General features: G+C 43.3%; 13 protein-coding genes and 2 tRNA genes. 2 read left to right on the top strand and 13 right to left on the bottom strand.

Going from position 1 to position 22,164, the window contains the following annotated elements:
* Positions 1-906: 906 nt before the first annotated feature.
* Positions 907-1,764 (bottom strand): IS3 family transposase, encoded by an 858-nt coding sequence (locus INE92_RS23655; RefSeq protein WP_015533000.1) that lies wholly within the window; start codon positions 1,762-1,764, stop codon positions 907-909.
* A 35-nt stretch (positions 1,765-1,799) separates the two neighbouring features.
* The gene (locus tag INE92_RS23650; protein WP_015532999.1) at positions 1,800-2,180 is read right to left on the bottom strand and encodes a hypothetical protein; all 381 of its coding nucleotides are present in this window, start codon (positions 2,178-2,180) and stop codon (positions 1,800-1,802) included.
* Positions 2,181-2,543: 363 nt separating this feature from the next.
* On the opposite strand from INE92_RS23650, the gene INE92_RS23645 reads away from it, so the two are divergent.
* Complete coding sequence (locus INE92_RS23645; protein ID WP_211421263.1) at positions 2,544-4,211, top strand: ISL3 family transposase; 1,668 nt, start codon at positions 2,544-2,546, stop codon at positions 4,209-4,211.
* A gap of 147 nt (positions 4,212-4,358) precedes the next feature.
* Here INE92_RS23645 and INE92_RS23640 read toward each other — a convergent pair whose 3' ends face one another.
* The 11 genes from INE92_RS23640 to carB form a co-directional block, all read right to left on the bottom strand.
* Entirely contained in the window at positions 4,359-8,456 is a 4,098-nt protein-coding gene (locus INE92_RS23640) for a hybrid sensor histidine kinase/response regulator transcription factor (protein ID WP_211421262.1), read from the bottom strand.
* A gap of 195 nt (positions 8,457-8,651) precedes the next feature.
* Entirely contained in the window at positions 8,652-9,860 is a 1,209-nt protein-coding gene (locus INE92_RS23635; protein WP_004308642.1) for a glycoside hydrolase family protein, read from the bottom strand.
* Between the two features lie 257 nt (positions 9,861-10,117).
* A complete protein-coding gene (locus INE92_RS23630) occupies positions 10,118-10,609 on the bottom strand; it encodes a DUF4488 domain-containing protein (protein ID WP_004305582.1) in 492 nt (163 codons plus the stop codon).
* Between the two features lie 139 nt (positions 10,610-10,748).
* Entirely contained in the window at positions 10,749-12,152 is a 1,404-nt protein-coding gene (asnS, locus tag INE92_RS23625; RefSeq protein ID WP_004297192.1) for an asparagine--tRNA ligase, read from the bottom strand.
* 105 nt (positions 12,153-12,257) lie between these two features.
* Entirely contained in the window at positions 12,258-13,745 is a 1,488-nt protein-coding gene (locus INE92_RS23620) for a pseudouridine synthase (RefSeq protein ID WP_008641865.1), read from the bottom strand.
* Positions 13,746-13,819: 74 nt separating this feature from the next.
* A complete protein-coding gene (purB, locus tag INE92_RS23615) occupies positions 13,820-15,166 on the bottom strand; it encodes an adenylosuccinate lyase (protein WP_008020410.1) in 1,347 nt (448 codons plus the stop codon).
* Positions 15,167-15,308: 142 nt separating this feature from the next.
* A tRNA-Val gene (locus INE92_RS23610) sits at positions 15,309-15,383 on the bottom strand.
* A gap of 34 nt (positions 15,384-15,417) precedes the next feature.
* A tRNA-Val gene (locus INE92_RS23605) sits at positions 15,418-15,492 on the bottom strand.
* Between the two features lie 312 nt (positions 15,493-15,804).
* A complete protein-coding gene (locus INE92_RS23600) occupies positions 15,805-16,359 on the bottom strand; it encodes a sugar O-acetyltransferase (protein ID WP_008641864.1) in 555 nt (184 codons plus the stop codon).
* Between the two features lie 3 nt (positions 16,360-16,362).
* Positions 16,363-17,136 carry a peroxide stress protein YaaA gene (gene yaaA, locus INE92_RS23595; RefSeq protein ID WP_008641863.1) on the bottom strand — a complete coding sequence of 258 codons (774 nt, stop codon included), beginning with the start codon at positions 17,134-17,136 and terminating at the stop codon, positions 16,363-16,365.
* 243 nt (positions 17,137-17,379) lie between these two features.
* On the bottom strand, positions 17,380-20,601 hold the full coding sequence (carB, locus tag INE92_RS23590) for a carbamoyl-phosphate synthase (glutamine-hydrolyzing) large subunit (RefSeq protein ID WP_004314378.1): 3,222 nt from the start codon (positions 20,599-20,601) through the stop codon (positions 17,380-17,382).
* 426 nt (positions 20,602-21,027) lie between these two features.
* Here carB and trpS point away from each other — a divergent pair, with 426 nt between their 5' ends.
* On the top strand, positions 21,028-22,122 hold the full coding sequence (gene trpS, locus INE92_RS23585; protein WP_004314379.1) for a tryptophan--tRNA ligase: 1,095 nt from the start codon (positions 21,028-21,030) through the stop codon (positions 22,120-22,122).
* Positions 22,123-22,164: the final 42 nt, after the last annotated feature.

Below are 22,164 nucleotides of genomic sequence, written 5' to 3'. Positions count from 1 at the left end.
CAAATGTAGATAAACTGTCCGAAACGGAACTTTCAATTCATTTCTTCCTTCTCTGATACTGTCTAACAGGACTTTGTTTTCGTTCATTTCAACTTAAAATTCGTCCAAAACAAGCGTTACAGGAAGCTACAAAGAGGGTAAAAGGGTAAAATAGCCCCCAAAACGGAATGACTGGAATTGATAGAAAGATGAAGGTTATTAGTTCTTGTTTAGGTTTTCACCACAGAGGACGCGGAGGACACAGAGGTGAATTTGGTTTATGACTTACGGTGGTGACCCTAATTTTGATGCGTAATCCTTCCTCTATAAAGTTGAAAAAACATAAAAACATCTGCCACCTGCAACCAAACGCGTGTAATGCGCTAGCTGATAAGCAGTTGGAGCGTGGCAGATACTGTTGCAGATAGGTTGCAGATCAAAGTATCTGCAACACAGTATAAGCCTTGCATAAGCCAATTCTCCAGGAGGGCAAAAGTTTATTGTATGCATTAACTTCCCGTTTCCAGGCGGGGAACTGTCGTTTCCGGCATTAGAAATTACAGTTTCCACGGCAGGAAACGAGAGTTTCTAAGGCGGGACACTACAGTTTCTACGTAAGGATACTGTCGTTTCCCCGTAGAGACACCACAAATTATCCATAGAGTCTGTACTGTACTGGATTTAGTTGACAACTTCGTTTGTTATACCTAAGTTAGTTAACTCAATATATTTTAAAACCTAAATAAGTTTACTTGTCCCTTTGTAATTCCTTAATAAGTTGTCATATTAAAGATGTTGCAAACATATGTATCTTTTCTTATAAATGCAAGACTTCGGGCTGTAAACTTCATTAAACAACAAAAACTCTTCGCTCGGGGATCGCCCTCGCGGCAAGGGGCGGGAGCACCCGTCCCGACGAGCGGGACTTCAACTACCTTTTTCCGCGTACTTACGAATATGTTCCATCGGTGTTTTCATTTGTATACCTTGATGGGGTCGAACATAATTGTATGCATATATGGCGTCGCTTATACGTTTATCCAACTGTTCAAAGCTGTCATCTTCGCAGTCAAACAACCACCCATTCTTGATCGTGTTATTCATCCGTTCAGCCAGGGCATTATGTAGCGGATCTCCACACTGCGTCATACTAATATTGATATGATGTTTCTTGAGCATATCCACATACAGGTTTGAGCAGTATTGCACTCCCCGGTCAGAATGGTGTATGAGACTACTCAAATCAACATTGTATCTGTTGTAAAAGTCTATAGCCATCCTCAGTGCCTTTAAGGGACCTTCCGCTTCAAGTGTTTTGCACAGGGCATATCCAACTATCGCCCGACTGCCCGCATCGGTAAGAAGAGACAGGTAAGCCCATCCCTGGTACGTGGCAACATAGGTTATGTCCGCTACAACCATTGAACCGAATGTGTCAGCTACAAATTTAGGAGTAACATTTAGCAAGTCCGGATAAATGTAATAATTATGATTAGAATTTGTTGTCTTTGGTCTCACATGTCTGACACGTTGACACAGGCCATTAGCACGAAAAATATTATAGCATTGATCACGCCCAATGACCATCCTGACACCAAACTTGCGGAGACAGCATGCATAGAGTTCACGTATACCAGCCTTAGGCATAAGTTTACGTAACTCATTACAATACAACACAATGCTTGATGTGAGGATGTCTATTTCCTTTTTTCTGTTGACATGCTTATAATAACCTTGTCTGGTTATGCCGAAGTAATCACAGAGGAACTGTAGCCTACCGCGCATATGACGGGCAGAGTTCCCCTGTGACAAGGTATCGATTACTTGGCATCGGAGTTTTTTCGAACCTTGATGTGATAGGTTGACTCAGCAAGATTTATTAATTCCTCACAAGCTTCATGACGAAGACTTTCCTCCTGAAGAGCACGCTGAAGTTTGCGATTTTCGGCACGCAATGCAGCGAGTTCTTTCTCCAGTTCATTGAGAGACTCAGCAGAGTATTTGTTGAAAGAGGGGTGGTCTGTACTCATAACTTTATCATTTATATGATACTTATCAAGCCAAAGAATCAGCAGACGACGGCAAATACCGGTACGTTTGGCAAACTGATACTTCGTTTCCGAAGTAGATAAATACTCACGAATATAAGACATTCGTTCGGATTCTGTGTAAGGAGTGTACTTCTTTTTTAATTCTTTCATGGGAATTTCGCATTTAAGAAGTGTCAACTTATTTAGTACACTACAGTCACCCCAATTATCCCATAGTTTTGCATAAAGGAATCAAGGCTTTTTCTTTGATTATATAACGCGTTGCAGATACTTTATCTGCAACCTATCTGCAACAGTATCTGCCACGTTCCAACTATTTGTCAATTAGTGTATTACACGCGTTTGGTTGCAGGTGGCAGATGTTTTTATGTTTTTCAGGTTCTTCGTCAAATTTGGTGGTAATCTCTTTTTTATTTCGACGGTTTCCCTCTTCTTCTTTCTTAATCCTATAAAAAGTTGTAGATATGTTTGCTTTTTAGTAACTTTAAAGACACCACATCATTAAGAGTTACAATGCAACAAGCCATATCTACAACGTACAAATATACATCAAAAAAAGAAAATACTCCTACAAATAGGGGATTATTCCATGATTTCAGATTCAGTCTTGGCTACGATAATCTGCAACAAGATGGTATCTCTGAAGCTGTTGGCTCATTGACGGTCTTTTTACATACGGCTGGCAAGGGGGCTTCCTGTCCTTATTGCGGACATTTCAGTCACCGATTGCACAGTTACTACTCCCGTCATATTCAGGATCTTGAAGTTTACGGTCATACTTTGGAGTTAGTCATAAAGGTTGGTAAATATTATTGTGACAATGTTTCTTGTCCGCAAAAAATATTCTGCGAACCGTTGTCTTTTCTGGCTCGTCGGTATGGTAGACGGAGCTATCTTGTTGAGGAACGCATCAGATCGATAAGCTTGGAACTTACTTCCCGAAAGGCCTCTTCTCTTTTGCAGCTGTTCCATATAACGGCCAGTAGCTCTTCCTGCTTACGCATCCTACAACAGTGCGGGCAACATAATCCTATGCATAATAAAAGTATTTATGTAGGTATTGATGATTTTGCCTATAAAAAAGGTAAGGATTATATGAGTGTGGTCGTAGACCAGATGACACACATGCCTATTGCTTTGTTAGAGGATAGAAGCGGAGAAGCGCTTGATAACTGGCTCGCCCGGAATCCTCAAATACAATATATAACGAGAGACCGTGGAAGATGTTTCACAGAGGCTATAAACAGAATAATCCCTGGTGTTACACAAATCTGCGACCGGTTCCATCTAACCAAGAATATGACGGACACAATGATACCGGAAATAGAGAAAATGATTCGTCAGACTAAGCAAAAGCTCAAATACGAATATCCTGACAGAGACACGGCTTCTTCGTTAATTCTTCAGGACATATTTAACATGGGAGATGTCCGACACAGAGAAAAATTGAAGATATACAGGGAAAGCCTGAACTTAAAAATGCAGGGGATGACCATTGAGCAGACAGCCGCACATTTAGGCAAGAAAAGTCGCTACATTTATAAGCTCATTCACAACAGGAGAATAGGGGCATACTTGAATGAGCAACAGAAGACAGCTCTTAAATATGTATCCGAACTGGCTACAATCATTAGTGCGGGCTGTATTACCCGAAATATATTGGCACAAAAAATGGGAAGTAAAATCAGTGGCGCACTTATTGGAAGGATAACATCCAGCTTGCGAAAAATGTATCAACAAAAGAGGAAAGAAGTCAAGGAGCATAATGAGAGCATTGAAAACGGAAGTAAAACACAGAGAGTTTCACAGAATCAGATACGCAAATACATTCTAAAGGGAGAATCGGATAATCCTAAACTAGCGGAACTGTATAAGTCCTCACCACAGATAAAAGAACTCTTAAGCGTGTGTCAGAATTTCAGAGATATGATTAATGGGAACACTTATGATAAGGATATTAGAAAGTGGATTGAAAAAGCGAAGGCAACACGGAATATGGCACTGACGAACTTTGCATATGGTATTGAAAAAGACTGGGAGGCAGTACAGGCAGCTATTGATATCCCCTTTAATAACGGATTACTGGAGGGGACAGTGAATAAAATTAAAGCGGTAAAAAGGCAGATGTACAATAGGGCAGGAAGTAAACTACTGAGAGCCAAGATTCTTTATTCACAATAGAAGAAGTACCACCAAATTTGACGAAGAACCTTTTTCAACTTTATAGTAGACAAAAAACTCTCATTCATTTCTGCACCTGCATGAACAAGATTCACCTCTGTGTCCTCCGCGTCCTCTGTGGTGAACAAATGCATAACCGCAAAACAATTACTTAGTATGCTGCTTCACATACTCCGATGGCAGACAACCGACATACTTCTTGAAACTGGTAGAGAAGTAAGAAGAAGATCCGAACCCTACCATTCCGCTAATCTCCGAAATGGAGTAGCGCCCTTCAAGCAACAATTTACACGCTTTATTAAAACGGATGCGCCGGATAAAGTTGGCAGGCGGTTCACCGGATATGGAATTCATCTTGAGATACAGTGACGAACGGCTCATACAAAGCTGGCTTGCCAACTCATCAGAGGTGAAGTCTTCATTACTGATATTTTCTTCTACCACCTGAATAGCTTTGCTCATGAATTCCTCATCCAGATTATTCGAAGTCATTTTAGCAGTATCTATATCAATCGTATTCGAATAATAGTGTTTCAACCGCTGGCGTGCTTTCAGTTGATTAGCTATTTTTCCTTTCAATAAATGAATCGAGAACGGTTTGGCAATGTAATCATCCGCCCCAGCCTGAATACCTTCCGTCTGTGCATCGACACTTCCTTTGGCAGACAACAGCAGGACGGGAATATGGCAGGTTTGCAGATTTCGTTTAATAAGCTGGCAAAGTTTGATACCGGCAATACCCGGCATCATCACGTCGGAAAGGACAATGTCCACACGGTGCTCTTTCATAATAGCCAATGCTTCTTCGCCGTTTCCGGCGGTCAGCGTCACATAGTTCTGCCGGAAATTATCTTTCAGGTAATCCACCATCTCTTTATTGTCATCTACCAACAAGATAGTAGGACGCTCTTCCTCACTGCCGGCTTCTATCTGATCACCGTCCGATAGTTCTTCTGCAACTATAGCCGACGCATCACCAGAGAAATATTCATCAGCCACCGGAAGCTCCCGGAGAGAAGCAGATGTTTCGACTTCATGTGTCGGCAATTCACGTTCTTTCTCCGTGAAGGCAGCCATATCAGCAGGTAGCGTGACTTTAAATTCGGTATATTGAGCTGGTTCGCTTGCTACCGTAATAGTGCCGTGATGCTTTTCCACAAGCATCTTCACCAATGACAGCCCGATACCCGTCCCCTTTCGCTGACCGTCTACCTGATAGAAACGTTCGAAAATACGGGTTAGCTGTTCCGGAGACATACCGATTCCGCTATCTCTTACCGTGAAACCATAGGTATCTCCCTCTGTCCATAAGGAAAGCAAAATACTTCCGCCGTCCGGTGTAAACTTAAAGGCGTTAGACAACAGGTTCATCAAGATAGTCTCTACATACGTCCGGTCCGCCGGAAACAACCGTCCTTCCAGATCGGATTTTATATGAAAGCTGATAGCACGCTTCTGCGCATTTTCTTTAAACAGGGCAAAAGCATCTTGCAACAGTCCTTCTACATTCACCTGCGCAACATGAATGGGCATTGCACCTGCTTCGGCTTTACGGAAATCCAGCAACTGGTTGACAATGTGCAACAACTTACGACCGTTCTTATAAACGTAATCCAGTTTCTGCTGTACCGGAGTTCCTTTCAGATTGCTCTGCCCCAAGAGTTCCTCCAACGGAGCCAGTATCAGACTCAACGGAGTACGCAACTCATGAGACATATTCATGTAAAAACGTACTTTCTCCTGACTGATTTCTTCTATCTTGTTTCGTTCTATCTGTTCGATCCGGACTTGCATCTTCATTTTGGCACGGGCAATAAAAAAATAGATCACAAAGACGAGAAGCCCTACAGAAAAGAAGATGAAAAGTGTCTTTGCCCACCAGGTCTGATACCACATCGGAATGATATGCACAAAAAATTCAGTGGTCGCCTCACTCCACTTTCCATTGTTGTTACATGCCTTCACCTTGAATACATACTCACCGGGCGGGAGATTGGAATAACTTGCCCGTGCAAAGGAAACATGGCGGGAGTAGTTCCACTCGGTTTCAAAGCCTTCCAATTTGTAAACGAACTGGTTCCGCTTGCCAGCCAAATAGTTGATAACGGCAAACCGGATATTAAAAAGTTTCTGATCGGAAGGGAACGACATACCCAGCATCCGCCCTTGCTCGTCCTGATAATAACGTACCCGTTCACTTTTCATATCCGTAATCACCTGATTTAAGACAACGGCTCCTGTCACTACCGCATCCGGGGAATATGGATTATCACCCAATTCGTATGGCTTGAAATAGGCAACGCCCCCAAGAGACCCCAGAAAGAATGTACCATCGTGCGCTTTGCAAGCTCCGAAATAGTTAAACTGATCGTGAGGCAATCCGTCCTGCTTCGTATAGTTGAGGAAAGTACCCTCCTCCGTATTGAAGCAAGCCAGTCCCTTGTTAGTTGTCAACCATAAACGCCCCCGTTCATCTTCCAGTATATTATAAATAAAGTCGTTCGGCAAACCGTCTTTCATCGTATAGTGTTTCCAGGCAGTCGGTGCTCCTTCCTTATAGCAATATAATCCTGTGGAAGAACCGATCCAGATTTCATGACGGCTATCCTCCTGTACACAGAAAGCCTGTATCAACCCATGCAGATAAGCCGAAGAAGAAAGATGCAGTTCTTCCAGTTTACCGCCGGCATACAAAAACAGGCTCTCTTCCGTACCAATCCATATTCTTCCTTTTGAATCGCGAAACAAGGTATATATCAATACATTCTCCAACTTTTTATGCTTTTTAGCCAACGGATGCTGTGAAAGTTCGCCGGTCTGTTTGTCGAAAAGATAAAGCCCGCTCATGCCGCCTACCCAAAGCGTTCCATCCGTTCCGTCTAATAAGGAGTAACAACTGTTAGTCAGGGAAGTAGAATGGGGAAAGGAATATGTTTCTATCCTGCCACTCCGGTGATGCAGACGACTCATTCCCCCTCCATGAGTGCCGATATAGACACTTCCATCCTTGTCCGTCCATATACATTTTATATTGTCCGACTTTAAAGCATTGGCGGAAGTACCCGTCCGGTAATATGAAAAGACTCCGGTTTTCCGGTTATAATAATTTAATCCGCCGTCGTTCGTGCCAATCCAGAGATTGCCATTATCCGGGTCTTCGGCAATACAACTCACTGTGTTATCACTTAACGAATTCCTCCAGGCGGAATGTTGCAAGCGTCCGAATGCCGGAGCGAGAGGATGATAATAATTAAGCCCGCCGTAAAATGTACCGATCCACATTCCCCCTTGATTATCTTTCAAGATAGAACGGATGGAATTATGGCCCAAGGTAGTCGGATCTTCAGGAGAAAAACGACAGATACGGAAAGTTCCCGTCTCCGGTTCAAGGATAAGCAAACCTTCCATGGTTCCTATCCAAACCCTTCCTTTATCATCTCCGGACAATGTCCTGACCGAGTTCGTAAGGAAATAAGCAGGAGTATTTTGCTTGTTATAATGATGTTTTATTTGAAAGTTGTTATCCACACAATACACCCCGTTTGTCAATGAAGCCAGCCAACAGTTGCCGGTTTTGTCGTCATAGAGCATATCGGAGATGGTTTCTCCTTTCAACTGGAGAAGAAGCCGGGTCACGTTTTCGTTGCGTACATAATAGAAATAGACACCTTCCGAAGTTCCCAACAGGAAACCGTCATTCATCCGGCAAACAGAATAGATCGTTTTTCCGGCAAGTTCCGGCTGCACTTTCATCCGCCCGGTCTTTTTATCAAAAATCACCAGACCGATATTGGTAGCAAGCAAAAGCCGGTCGCCTTCCTCCGGTTCTCCGATAGCCAATACTTGCATCGGCTGATTGTCCGGTGAAGAATAATTGGTGAAATTATTCCCTACTATATTATAACGGGATAAACCGACCTGTGTGCCTACCCATACCGTACCTTTCAAATCGGTATGAAGTGAATAGACATGATTGTTTGCCAGACTGGTCGTATCATCCGGCGCTTTATAATACGAAACGAAGCGGGAACCTTCATACCAGTTCAGTCCGTCTATGGTGCCTACCCAAATCTTATTATTATGATCTTGTGTCAGAGCGAGCACAGTATTTTGCGACAGCCCGTCATCTACGGATAATCGCTTAAAATGGATGAAGCTGTCGGCGGCCGATACAGCCAAAGGAAAAAATAAAATGCAAACGGTTAATCCGAATAGGTATCTAAATAGCAAATGTCGGTCTTTCATGAGCTAATATTGAAGAATTTATCGTAAAGATAAGTATTTTCAATTCAATCTGATAAATGAATCCCGTTTTTTAACTCATATAAAGGACCGGCATCGGCTCAAAACAGGACAACTGCGCCAAAGTCCGACAGTTATAAATTCATATTTTAGATGCGGTTGCCCTGAACTTTAAATTTTTTACGGTTTCTCTTCAAGTTAGTAAGACGGATTTTCTGATTTTTCTTTCAGATCTTTATAACGTTTCAAGGCTTCCAGATAATAATAATCAGCATAATTGAGCGGAGTATCAATTTCACTGTCATGCGGGAAACTGCCAACCGAATGTAACAGGATGAAGCCATGATTTCCTCCTTCCTGGGCCAAATAATCATCAGAGGATAACTGTTTCAGGATATGCTCCGCATAACGGAAATATTCTTCCCCTTGTTTCTTGTCGCCATAACCACTCAACTCCAGTAATGCAGAAGCTGTTACGGCAGCCGCAGAAGCATCCCGCGGTTCATTCGGAATATTAGGAGCATCATAATCCCAATAAGGTACATAGTCATTTTCGGACGGACGGTGATCGATAATGAACCGCGCTATTTTATGAGCGGCATCCAGATAGCTCTGTTGCTTAGTGAAGCGATAACACATGGTATAACCATACACTCCCCAAGCCTGTCCACGCGCCCAAGCAGAAGAATCGGCATATCCCTGAAAGGTTCCTTTCGACTCTACCTCACCGCTATCTGCCAGATAGCTCACCACATGGTAGGAGGTCATGTCCTCCCGAAAGTGATTCTTCAACGTTTTGTCGGCATGAGAGATGGCTATTTCACGATATTTCGGATTATTGGTTTGCTCCGAAGCCCAGAACAGCATTTCAAGGTTCATCATATTATCAATAATCACCGGATAACTCCAATCGCCGAAATCCCACGAACGAATCAGTCCGACTTCCGGACGAAAACGGGAGCACAAGCTTTCTGAAGAATGAATCAGAATCAAACTGTCCGTTGGCTCCGGTTTCAAACGGATGCCCTGCCCATAACTGCAAAACATCATAAAACCCAAATCGTGATTACCCGTATAATATTGCATATCCTGCAGACGGTCCGTATATTTACGCGCCTCTTTTGCGAGAGCCTCATCACCGGTCAACTCGTATGCCAGCCACATGGAACCGGGATAGAAACCACTCGTCCAATCTGTGGGGTGCTCCAGTCTGTACTTTCCTTCTTTAATAGAACGGGGAAAACAGGCGGTATCCGGTTCATTCTTCAATTGTTCTGCCATATAGAGCAACTGATGTCCCGATGTTTTCACTGCATGATCAAACCATGCCATCTCATTTCCTTTTGAAGCATCGCAAGCAGTCAGGAGCGCCATACTCCCTACCGCCAGTAAAAGTTTGTTTTTCATTGTTCCACTTTATTTTGTTACTGTATTCTATTACTGGCAACAAAGTTAGAGCAAGTCGCAGACAAACCCTTTGCAAATCTATTTTTTCATTTTTGTTTCTATTTCTACGGACTTTGATTTTGTCCAAAAGTGCTTTGTTTTTATCTTTTATAGAAAAACAGGCACGGATTTTACCAAATAAGCTGTTGTCAGGCATAACCAAACAACTATGCAGCCTTTTGCAAAATCCGTGCCTCCACCCAAAAGTACACGCTCTTTTATCTCACAATATCTTCCGGAAATTTAGCCGGCATTTCCACCCTCTTCCAGGTTTCATAATACCAGGTGTTCAACTCATTTCCATTCAAATCATTCTTGATAAAATATTTCAGATGGAGATAATCATTGTCTTTAATCTCAAATTCCAAAATATTGTCCTGATTGTCCAGCATCGGGAGATGAATGTTCTTCTCGATGCTTTCCTTATAAGAATCGTCCGTGAGTTGTTTATAAGTACCATATCCAGTAATAATTGCATCCGCACCGGGAATAATGGTAAAGTTAACGATTTGTCCGTCATCACTCAATACTTTAAATGTATTACTGGGTTTCAACGCTCCCGGAACATCGGGAGACTCGGATACATAATGGCAGAGCTGCCAAATACCTTTCAAATCGGCCGCTTTGAATTTGGTTTTCTTCTGGGCCGTCGCACCTGTTACCGCTAACAACATTATTGAAAGCATGGTAAAGAAATAGAGCTTTTTCATTGTTGTATTATTTTAGTTAACACTCTCGAATGCGTATTTCCAAATATAAAGATTTATTTTGAGAATACAGCAATTCAGAGCATAAAAAAACTCGCATAACCTGAAGATTATGCGAGTTTTACATAAATATACCGAAATATTAGAAATCAGCATTTCTTGGTGTACGCGGGAACGGTATCACGTCACGGATATTCGCCATACCTGTTACAAACAATAACAGACGTTCGAACCCTAATCCGAAACCGGAGTGAGGACAAGTACCGAACTTACGGGTATCCAGATACCACCACATATCCTTCATCGGGATGTGCATTTCTTCAATACGGGTCATCAGCTTGTTATAGTCGGCTTCACGTTCAGAACCACCGATAATTTCACCAATTTTCGGGAAAAGAACGTCCATGGCACGTACAGTCTTACCGTCTTCGTTCTGCTTCATATAGAAGGCCTTGATTTCCTTCGGATAGTCAGTCAGAATCACCGGACGTTTGAAGTGTTCTTCCACTAAGAAACGTTCGTGTTCGGAAGCCAGGTCCACGCCCCAGTAAACCGGGAATTCGAACTTATGTCCTTTCGCAACAGCTTCTTCAAGAATCTTGATACCATCTGTATAAGGCAAACGTACGAAATCATCTTTCAATACACCTTGCAGACGTTCAATCAAGCCTTTGTCGAACATATCGTTCAGGAACTTCACATCATCCGCACAGTTATCCAACGCCCATTTCACACAATATTTGATGAACTCTTCTGCCAAGTCCATGTTGTCTGTAATGTCGTTGAAAGCCACTTCCGGCTCAATCATCCAGAACTCTGCCAAGTGGCGGGGAGTGTTGGAGTTTTCGGCACGGAACGTAGGACCGAATGTGTAGATAGCGCCCAAAGCAGTAGCTGCCAGCTCACCTTCCAGCTGACCGGAAACAGTCAGACTTGCCTGCTTACCGAAGAAATCATCTTCATAAGAGATAGAACCTCTCTCGTCTTTCTTCAAGTCATACAGGTTCATGGTAGTCACTTGGAACATCTGTCCGGCACCTTCACAATCGGAAGCCGTAATGATCGGCGTATGGAAATAGAAGAAGCCCTTTTCATGGAAGAACTTGTGAATAGCAATCGCCATGTTGTGACGGATGCGGAACACAGCACCGAATGTATTGGTACGCGGACGCAAGTGAGCAATCTCGCGCAAGAATTCCATAGAGTGGCCTTTCTTCTGTAATGGATATGTATTATCGCAAGTACCCAGCACTTCGATTTCACGAGCCTGTACTTCCACTTTCTGTCCGGAACCCACTGATTCTACCATTTCTCCGTTCACGCTGATACAAGCGCCGGTAGTAATCAGTTTCAGCATCTCTTCATCGAAATTAGCCAAATCTACTACGATCTGCAAATTATTTATTGTAGAACCGTCATTCAGTGCGATAAAGTTTACTTGTTTGCTACCTCTACGGGTGCGAACCCATCCTTTCACATTAACCATAGCGCCAATGTCTGTGCGCTTCAACAGGTCAACAATTTTTGTTCTACCAATCTTTTCCATTTAACTTTTTCTTTTTAGATACAAGAAGACGAGGTTTCAAATGCAGGATGAATTCTTTCCTGCTTTCTTTCCCCGTCCTCTGTCAAGTTGTTATTTATTGACTTATTACTCAAACGAACCCATGCGGAGGTAGTTTACTTCTGCTTCCGACAGGTAACGCCAGTCTCCGCGACGCAGACCTTTTTTGGTCAGCCCGGCGAAGAATACACGGTCGAGTTTTACTACTTTATAACCCAGTGATTCGAAAATACGGCGAACGATACGGTTCTTACCGGAGTGAATTTCGATACCTACCTGGTCTTTCTTGAAATCATCTGTATAGCTGATCGCATCTGCATGGATTTCGCCATCTTCCAACTGGATACCAGCTGCAATCTGCTCCATATCTGCTTTAGTCAGGTTCTTGTCCAGATGAACATGATAAATTTTCTTCTTCAGGAATTTCGGGTGTGTCAGCTTGGAAGCCAGATCACCGTCATTCGTCAGTAACAGTACACCAGTCGTGTTACGGTCCAGACGTCCTACCGGATAAATACGTTCGTTGCAAGCGCCTTTCACCAAATCCATTACTGTACGGCGTTCCTGCGGATCATCCGATGTAGTAACGGTATCTTTCGGTTTATTCAGCAATACGTATACTTTGCGTTCGATGCTTACCGGTTCGTCGTGGAACTTAACCACATCCGAACGTTTGATCTTCGTACCCAATTCCGTTACCACTTCACCGTTTACAGAAACCACACCTGCTGTGATAAATTCATCAGCCTCACGACGGGAGCAAACACCTGCGTTAGCCAGGAACTTATTCAGACGAATCGGTTCATTCGGATCAACGAACTGTTCCTTGTACTCGATCTGTTTCTTTACGCTATACTTAGCGTTCGGATCATAATCGCCGGTACGCGGACGAGGACGATATCCTCCTTGACGGTCGTTATTATATCTCGGACGATAACCTCCACCGCCGTTGTTGCTGCGATAGCCGCCACCTTCGCCGTTATTGAAACGGGGACGATACGGACGGTCACCACCTTCACGGTTGTAAGAAGGACGTTGAGGACGGTCGCCACCTTCGCCGTTATTAAAGCGGGGACGGTAAGGACGGTCGCCACCTTCACGGTTGTAGGAAGGACGTTGAGGACGGTCGCCATAAGACGGACGCTCACCACCTTCGCCGCTATTGAAGCGGGGACGGTAAGGACGGTCACCACCTTCACGGTTGTAAGAAGGACGTTGAGGACGGTCATAAGAACCACCTTCGCGGTTGTAAGGACGTTGCGGGCGTTCACCTCCTTCATTATTGTTATTGAAGCGAGGACGATACGGACGATCTCCACCTTCACGATTGTAAGAAGGACGTTGGGGACGGTCGCCATAAGAGCGGTCACCGTACGAACGCTGCGGGCGTTCGCCTCCTTCATTGTTGGCATTAAATCGCGGGCGATACGGACGATCCCCGCCTTCACGGTTGTAAGAAGGGCGATACGGACGTTCTCCACCTTCTCTGTTGTAAGACCTGTTACCATCACGGCCGGCACCTGTATTCTCTTCATTGAAAGAATTTTCGCGCCATTCTTCGTTTTCTGTGCTCATTTTTTTATTCGAATAAAATTAGACTTTGGCCTCACGGCCTATTTAAAAAACACGTTTATTATATAAGTAAACAATTAAAGCCCCGTATATGTATGGGGAGTGATTGCTCTTAACTCTTTTTTAATATCTTCGCTTACATTCAATTCTTCGATAAACTCTTTAATAGAACTTTCTGTAATAGCTTGGTTGGTGCGGGTTAACGCTTTCAAAGCTTCATACGGATGCGGATAAGCCTCACGGCGCAGGATGGTCTGAATAGCTTCTGCCACTACACTCCAACAATTATCCAAATCACGATAAATAGCCGGTTCGTTCAATAACAGTTTGCGCAATCCCTTCAAAGAGCTCTGGATGGCAATCACGATATGACCGAAAGGTACACCGACATTACGCAACACTGTTGAGTCTGTCAAGTCACGCTGCAAACGGGAAACAGGAAGCTTCACAGCCAAATGTTCCAGAATAGACGTTGCTATGCCCAGGTTACCTTCTGCATTTTCAAAGTCAATCGGATTCACTTTATGCGGCATAGCGCTCGAGCCTACTTCTCCAGCTTTGATCTTCTGCTTGAAGTACTCCATAGAGATGTACTGCCAGAAGTCACGATTCATATCCACCATGATGGTATTGATACGCTTCATAGCATCAAAAACAGCAGAGAGGTTATCATAGTTCGAAATCTGCGTTGTATATTCTTCGCGTTCCAGTCCCAGTTTTTCTGCAACAAACCGATTGCCGAATTGTTTCCAGTCATATTGAGGATAAGCCACGTGATGCGCATTGTAGTTTCCGGTAGCACCGCCAAACTTAGCGGTAAGCGGACATGCTTTCAACATAGCCAACTGACGTTCGAGACGGTAAACAAATACCATCACTTCTTTACCCAGACGGGTAGGAGAAGCCGGCTGACCGTGAGTTTTGGCAAGCATCGGAATGTTAGCCCATTCTGTCGCATAGGTTTTCAACTGTGCAATCAGCTCTTCAATCAACGGGTAATAAACCTGATCCAATGCCTCTTTGATAGAAAGAGGAACAGACGTATTGTTAATATCCTGAGAAGTCAGTCCGAAGTGGATAAACTCTTTATAATCATCCATTCCACCCATCTTGTCAAATTCTTCTTTCAGGAAGTATTCTACGGCTTTCACATCGTGGTTAGTTACACTTTCGATATCTTTAATGCGTTGTGCGTCTGCTTCGGAGAAGTTACGGTAGATATTCCGTAAAGTTTCAAACACACTACTATCGATTCCTTTCAATTGCGGCAAAGGAAGTTCGCACAAGGTGATAAAATACTCCACCTCTACCTGTACACGGTATTTAATCAGTGCAAATTCAGAGAAATAAGCTGCCAAAGCTTTAGTTTTGCCTCTATATCGACCATCAATCGGAGATATGGCCGTTAATACATCAAGTTCCATACGTTTTCTTAGATAATTATCAGACTGCAAAATTAACTCTTTTTCCTGAGTTATAAGATAAAAGGAGAAAGAAAGTTTGTATAAAAGAGGTAAGAAATAAAAAAAGTCTCACGAATTTCTTCGTAAGACTTCCTTTTTGGCGTGGGCGTTGACGGATTCGAACCGCCGACCCTCTGCTTGTAAGGCAGATGCTCTGAACCAGCTGAGCTAAACGCCCTTGTTAATGAGCCGGAAGTGTTTCGTTTTTAGTGTGGGCGTTGACGGATTCGAACCGCCGACCCTCTGCTTGTAAGGCAGATGCTCTGAACCAGCTGAGCTAAACGCCCGTACACTTCCGTTTCAAAAGCGATGCAAAGGTACGGCATTTTTTGAATTCTGCAAACATTTCATGTATTATTTTTCAAGAAAGTTTTCATCAAATAAAGAAACACTCTGATTATCAGCAAATAATAATAAAAACTTTTTTCTTGCCACTTTCACTTCTTCCGGTTCATCTAATAAACAGAACAAAATAAAGATAGTCGCGCCTCTTTTTCTATCATTAATAATTAAAATAGAATCTGCAGGAAAACGAATTCCCAATAAAGATAGTAACGCAGGAACGCTTAAATCCGGGAAATAACTTTCCCAGTCAAACGTTAAACAACCTGTTTGCGAACAACACGTGCCGGATTCCCGACTGCCACACTGTCGTCGGGAATATCTTTCGTCACAACGCTCCCCGCCCCTATCACACAGCGATTGCCAATCGTCACGCCGGGACAGATAATAGCACCGCCACCAATCCAGCAGTCTTCGCCAATCGTCACCGGATAAGCATATTCCTTAGAGCCTCTTCTTTCCAGATAATCCATCGGATGATGCGGCGTATAAATCTGCACACAAGGTCCAACCAGCGTATGGGCGCCTATCGTAATATATCCTCCATCCAAGAAAGTGCAATTGGCATTCACAAATACATGTTCACCCAATTTGATTCCGTCTCCATGATCGCAATGGAAAGGCGGGCAGATTATTGAAGTTTCAGGAATCTCCGGTACCAGTTCTTCCAATAATTCCCGATACCCCGCATCATAAGTGCTCATTCCCCGCATACGCGCCAGCAGCTTCTTGGCATGTTCAAAACGCACCTGCAATTCCGGCGCAGCCATATCAGCCAACTGGCTACTACGCATCTTTTCTACTTCCGTCATACTTTATATTTCTTTACCGTTAGTAAATACAAACTTCTTTTCATCCGAAAGAGATTCGTTAAATTCGAATCCTTCCCAGGAGAAGCTTTTCAAACCCTCCGGATTTTCGATTCTGTTCTTCAGAATGAACCGCGTCATTTCACCACGGGACATCTTGATATAGATCACTATCGAAGCTAATTTCCCGTTCTTCCACACCTGAAATTCGGGAGTAACGACACGCACTTCTCTCTCCACACGTTTCCAATCGAACAAACTTTTCATCTCGTCGCTGGCCAGATTGCAGAGTATGCCTCCCGCTTTCTTTATATCTTCGATGAAGACATCCGTCAGACGGGATTTCCAATAAGAGAACATGGTCTGATTACCCGGTTCCGGCAACACTACATCTCCTTCCAAGCGGTAGGAACGAATGACATCTAAAGGCCTTAACAACCCATAACAAAAAGAAGTCAACCGCAGATGTTCCTGCGCATATTCAAATTCTTCTTTCGAGAAATCTTTTGCATTCAGTCGCTTGAATACAATTCCGGTATAAGCCAGCAAAGCGGGCAGTTCCGATGTGTCTTCTGCATGAAAAGCCTGATAACGCTTATAATTCTCCACCGCCATCCTAGCATTTATACGCAACAGGCGTTCCAGTTCATCCACCGAAAACTGTGACATCTGCAAAGCAATCCCGGAAGCTTCTTTTTGAAATCGTGGAACTGTCTTCAAAGGTACTTTCACCTTTGAAGTCTCACTCATAGTCTTGGCACAAGATAGAAGTACTAACATTGTTTTATCTGATTTTATCTTTTCAAGAAACAAAAATAAAAAATAAATCGCTTCTCTTGCTGATGGATAGACAGATTCTACTTAGTTTCAACCAATAATTAACTTTAATCATTTATTAATAACAAAAACACTCCCTATATAGAACACACTCTGATGTGCTATATTTACTAATAAAAAGAAACTCCCTCTTTGGACAAGCCAAAGAGAGAGTTCTCCTTATCTAATAGACAGCTAAAGCTGTTTTTATTTATATTCCTGCCAGCTCTTAATCTGAATATCATTCAGTTTCAATTCGCAGAATGCTTCAATAAAGGCGCTTGCCAAACGAGCATTGGTAATCAACGGAATGTTATGATCGATTGCACCGCGACGGATACGATAACCGTTCGTCAACTCACGCTTGCTGTGATTCTTCGGAATATTAACGATCAAATCAAACTTATGGTCAGCAATCATCTTCATGACGTTGTTCTCTGCACCCGGCTTTTCATCCGGCCAGTAAACCGGAGTAGTTTCTACACCGTGAGCGTTCAAGAAAGCTGCTGTTCCGGCAGTTGCGTAAATCTGATAGCCCTTAGCGAACAGCATACGGCTGGCATCCAGCAAATCTACTTTCGACTTCATTGCACCGGAAGAGAACATCACTGCTTTTTCAGGAATTTTGAATCCGGTAGCAATCATTGAATTCAGCAATGCTTCAGAGAAATCGTCACCGATACATCCCACTTCACCTGTAGAAGACATGTCTACGCCCAATACCGGGTCAGCCTTGTGCAGACGAGAGAAAGAGAATTGAGAAGCTTTTACACCAATCCAGTCGATATCGAATGCCGACTTATCCGGGCGTGAGTATGGAGCATCCAGCATGATGCGGGTAGCAGTTTCGATAAAGTTACGTTTCAGAACTTTAGAAACAAACGGGAAGCTACGAGAAGCACGCAAGTTACATTCGATTACTTTCACTTCGTTGTTACGAGCCAGGAACTGGATATTGAACGGACCGGAGATATTGAGTTCTTTAGCAATCTGACGGCTGATCTTCTTGATGCGACGAGCTGTTGCAAAGTAAATCTTCTGTGCCGGGAATACCAACGTAGCATCACCGGAGTGAACGCCCGCAAACTCTACGTGTTCGGAGATTGCGTATTCTACCACTTCACCATTCTGTGCAACGGCATCAAATTCAATCTCTTTCGTATTTTCAAGGAACTGGGAAACAACAACCGGATATTCTTTAGAAACTTCGGCAGCCATCTTCAGGAAGTTCTCCAATTCTTCATCGTCATAGCAAACATTCATTGCTGCTCCTGAAAGGACGTAAGAAGGACGAACCAATACCGGGTAGCCTACTTTTTCTACAAATCCCTTCACTTCTTCAAGACTGGTCAGTTCCATCCAAGCCGGTTGGTCGATACCCAGTTGGTCGAGCATAGCAGAGAACTTGTTACGGTTTTCAGCACGGTCGATAGAAATCGGAGAAGTACCCAATACAGGAACCGACTGACGGTAAAGTTTCATAGCCAGGTTGTTCGGGATTTGTCCGCCTACCGAGACGATCACACCACGAGGTTGTTCGAGGTCGATTACATCAAGTACACGTTCGAACGAAAGTTCGTCGAAGTAGAGACGGTCGCACATATCATAGTCAGTAGAAACCGTTTCAGGGTTGTAGTTAATCATGATAGACTTGTAACCCAGTTTGCGGGCAGTCTGAACTGCATTCACCGAGCACCAGTCAAATTCTACAGAGCTACCGATACGGTAAGCACCCGACCCCAGTACAACTACTGATTTTTCATTCTTATAATAGTTTACATCGTAGCCTTCCACTGCATAAGTCATATACAGATAGTTAGTCAGTTCCGGATGTTCGGAAGCAACTGTATTAATACGTTTTACAGCCGGGAGGATACCCATAGATTTACGATGAGCACGCACTGCCAGATTTTCTTTCTCCATGTTTCCGGTTGGATTCAGTACGAAACGGGCAATCTGGAAGTCAGAGAAACCTAACACTTTAGCTTCACGCATTACATCGGCAGGTATATCTTCCACCTTATTATAGGTAGACAGTTTCGCTTTGTAGTCTACGATATTTTTCAGTTTGCCAAGGAACCATGGGTCGATCTTTGTCAGGTCGTGGATACGTTCGATGGTATACCCTTCTTCCATTGCTTGCGCGATAGCGAAAACACGCAAGTCAGTCGGGCGAGAAAGTTCTTTATCAAGATCATCAAAGTGCAGTTCGTCATTACCTACGAAACCGTGCATTCCCTGACCGATCATACGAAGGCCTTTCTGGATGATTTCTTCGAAAGAGCGACCGATAGACATGATTTCACCTACTGATTTCATGCTTGAACCGATTTCACGGGATACACCGGCAAACTTCGTCAAGTCCCAACGAGGGATTTTACAGATATAGTAGTCAAGTTGCGGAGCTACGTATGCAGAGTTCGGAGTTCCCATCTCACCAATCTGGTCAAGTGTGTAACCAAGTGCCACTTTAGCAGCTACGAATGCCAACGGATAACCGGTAGCCTTAGAAGCCAATGCAGAAGAACGGCTCAAACGGGCATTTACTTCAATCACACGGTAGTCATCCGTTTCAGAGTTGAAAGCATACTGAATGTTACATTCACCCACAATACCGAGGTGACGGATACATTTGGTAGAAAGTTCTTTCAACAAAGCCAGTTCTTTATCATCCAGCGAGCAGGTCGGAGCTACTACAATTGATTCGCCGGTATGAATACCCAGCGGATCGAAGTTTTCCATGCTGGCTACTGTGAAGCAATGGTCGTTAGCGTCACGGATCACTTCAAATTCGATTTCTTTCCAGCCTTTCAAAGACTCTTCTACCAGAATTTGTTTGGAGAAAGCAAATGAGCTCTCTGCCAATTTCAGGAATTCTTCTTCATTGGCACAGATACCGCTACCAAGACCACCCAGTGCATAAGCAGAACGCACCATGACAGGATAACCAATTCTGCGTGCAGCAGCAATGGCATCTTCCATGTTTTCTACTGCCTGGCTGACCGGAGTTTTCATTTCTATCTCGTCCAGCTTCTTCACAAACAGGTCACGGTCTTCTGTATACATGATAGCTTCTACCGAAGTTCCAAGTACCTTTACTCCATACTTATCAAGAACACCTTGTGTGTAAAGTTCAGCACCACAGTTCAATGCAGTCTGTCCGCCGAATGCCAAAAGGATACCATCGGGACGTTCTTTTTTGATAATTTCTTCTACGAAATAAGTATTCACGGGAAGGAAATACACTTTATCGGCAATACCTTCAGAAGTCTGAATGGTTGCGATGTTCGGGTTTACCAATACTGAGCTGATACCTTCTTCTTTCAAAGCTTTCAGTGCTTGTGAGCCTGAGTAGTCGAACTCTCCGGCTTGTCCGATTTTGAGTGCTCCAGAACCCAAAACGAGAACTTTCTTGATTTCCTTTTCCATTTCTTTTGTTGTTATAATAAGTTGTTATTTCTAAGTTCGTTCATAAAAAAAATGCGTTACCCTCAAAAAAGGATTAACGCATTACCAAAGAACTAAAATATCGTTTTTGGAAATAAAAGAAGAAGCCTGCCGTTTCCGGGTGCAAAACATCCGAATGTAAATAATACTTGCTTCTAATTTCCTGTTGATTCATTGTTGACTTCAAAATTTGTGCAAAGTAACGACATATTTTGCACATGACAAAAAGATATGTTCACTTTTTTACTGAAATAATTTACCGCGTTAATGAAACAGTCGTTTTTCCATTGGCTTTTAATGATTACATTCTTATCTTAAGCAGGCACAAATCATGAAGTAACTGCATTTTGATGTTTCTTTCAGTTTTTATCCTTATCTTTGTCGCCATTATATAATAAGGTAATAAATATGGGAAAAGAAAAAATCATATTGACGGGCGACCGTCCTACCGGAAGACTTCATATCGGTCACTATGTAGGTTCGTTGAAACGCAGAGTTGACCTGCAAAACGCAGGTGATTATAGTAAGATGTTTATCTTCATTGCCGATTCACAGGCATTGACAGACAATATAGACAATCCGGAAAAGGTGCGTCAGAATGTAATCGAAGTTGCTCTTGATTATCTGGCTTGTGGTATTGATCCGACTAAAGCTACGATTTTCATCCAGTCGCAAATACCGGAACTATGCGAACTTAGTTTCTATTATATGGATCTTGTCAGCGTATCCCGCCTGCAACGTAACCCGACCGTGAAATCGGAAATCCAGATGCGTAACTTTGAAGCAAGTATTCCCGTAGGTTTCTTCACTTATCCCATCAGCCAGGCAGCAGACATTACAGCATTCCGCGCAACGACTGTCCCTGTGGGTGAAGACCAGGAACCGATGCTCGAACAGGCTCGCGAAATCGTTCGCCGTTTCAACTATATATATGGTGAGACATTGGTAGAACCGGAAATCCTGTTGCCGGACAATGCAGCTTGTCTGCGTCTTCCGGGAACTGACGGTAAAGCTAAAATGAGTAAATCGCTCGGAAACTGCATCTACCTTTCGGAAGAACCGGAAGAAATCCAAAAGAAAATCATGAGTATGTATACCGACCCGGGGCATCTCCGCGTACAAGATCCGGGAAAAATTGAAGGTAATACGGTATTTACTTACCTAGATGCTTTCTGCCTCCCCGAACATTTCGAACGTTATTTACCGGATTATCCGAATCTGGCAGAACTGAAAGCGCATTATCAACGCGGCGGATTGGGTGACGTAAAAGTGAAACGCTTCCTGAATTCCATCATGCAGGAGACTTTGGAACCGATTCGCAATCGTCGCAAGGAGTTCAGCAAGGATATCCCTGCTATCTACGAGATGCTTCAGCAAGGCTGCGAAGTGGCAAGGGCTGCGGCTGCCGAGACTTTGGCTGACGTGAAGAAGGCGATGAAGATTAATTATTTTGATGATAAGGAATTAATCGAAGAGCAGGTGAAACGTTTCTCGCAAGAGTAAAAGATTTCGTCTGGGAATAAACATAATTATAAGGTAAAGGCT

This window comes from Bacteroides xylanisolvens, assembly GCF_018289135.1.
In the GTDB taxonomy this organism is placed as follows: Bacteria; Bacteroidota; Bacteroidia; order Bacteroidales; family Bacteroidaceae; genus Bacteroides; species Bacteroides xylanisolvens.
The sequence above is the reverse complement of the archived record's forward strand: the minus strand, read 5'-3'. Positions and strand labels throughout refer to the sequence as shown.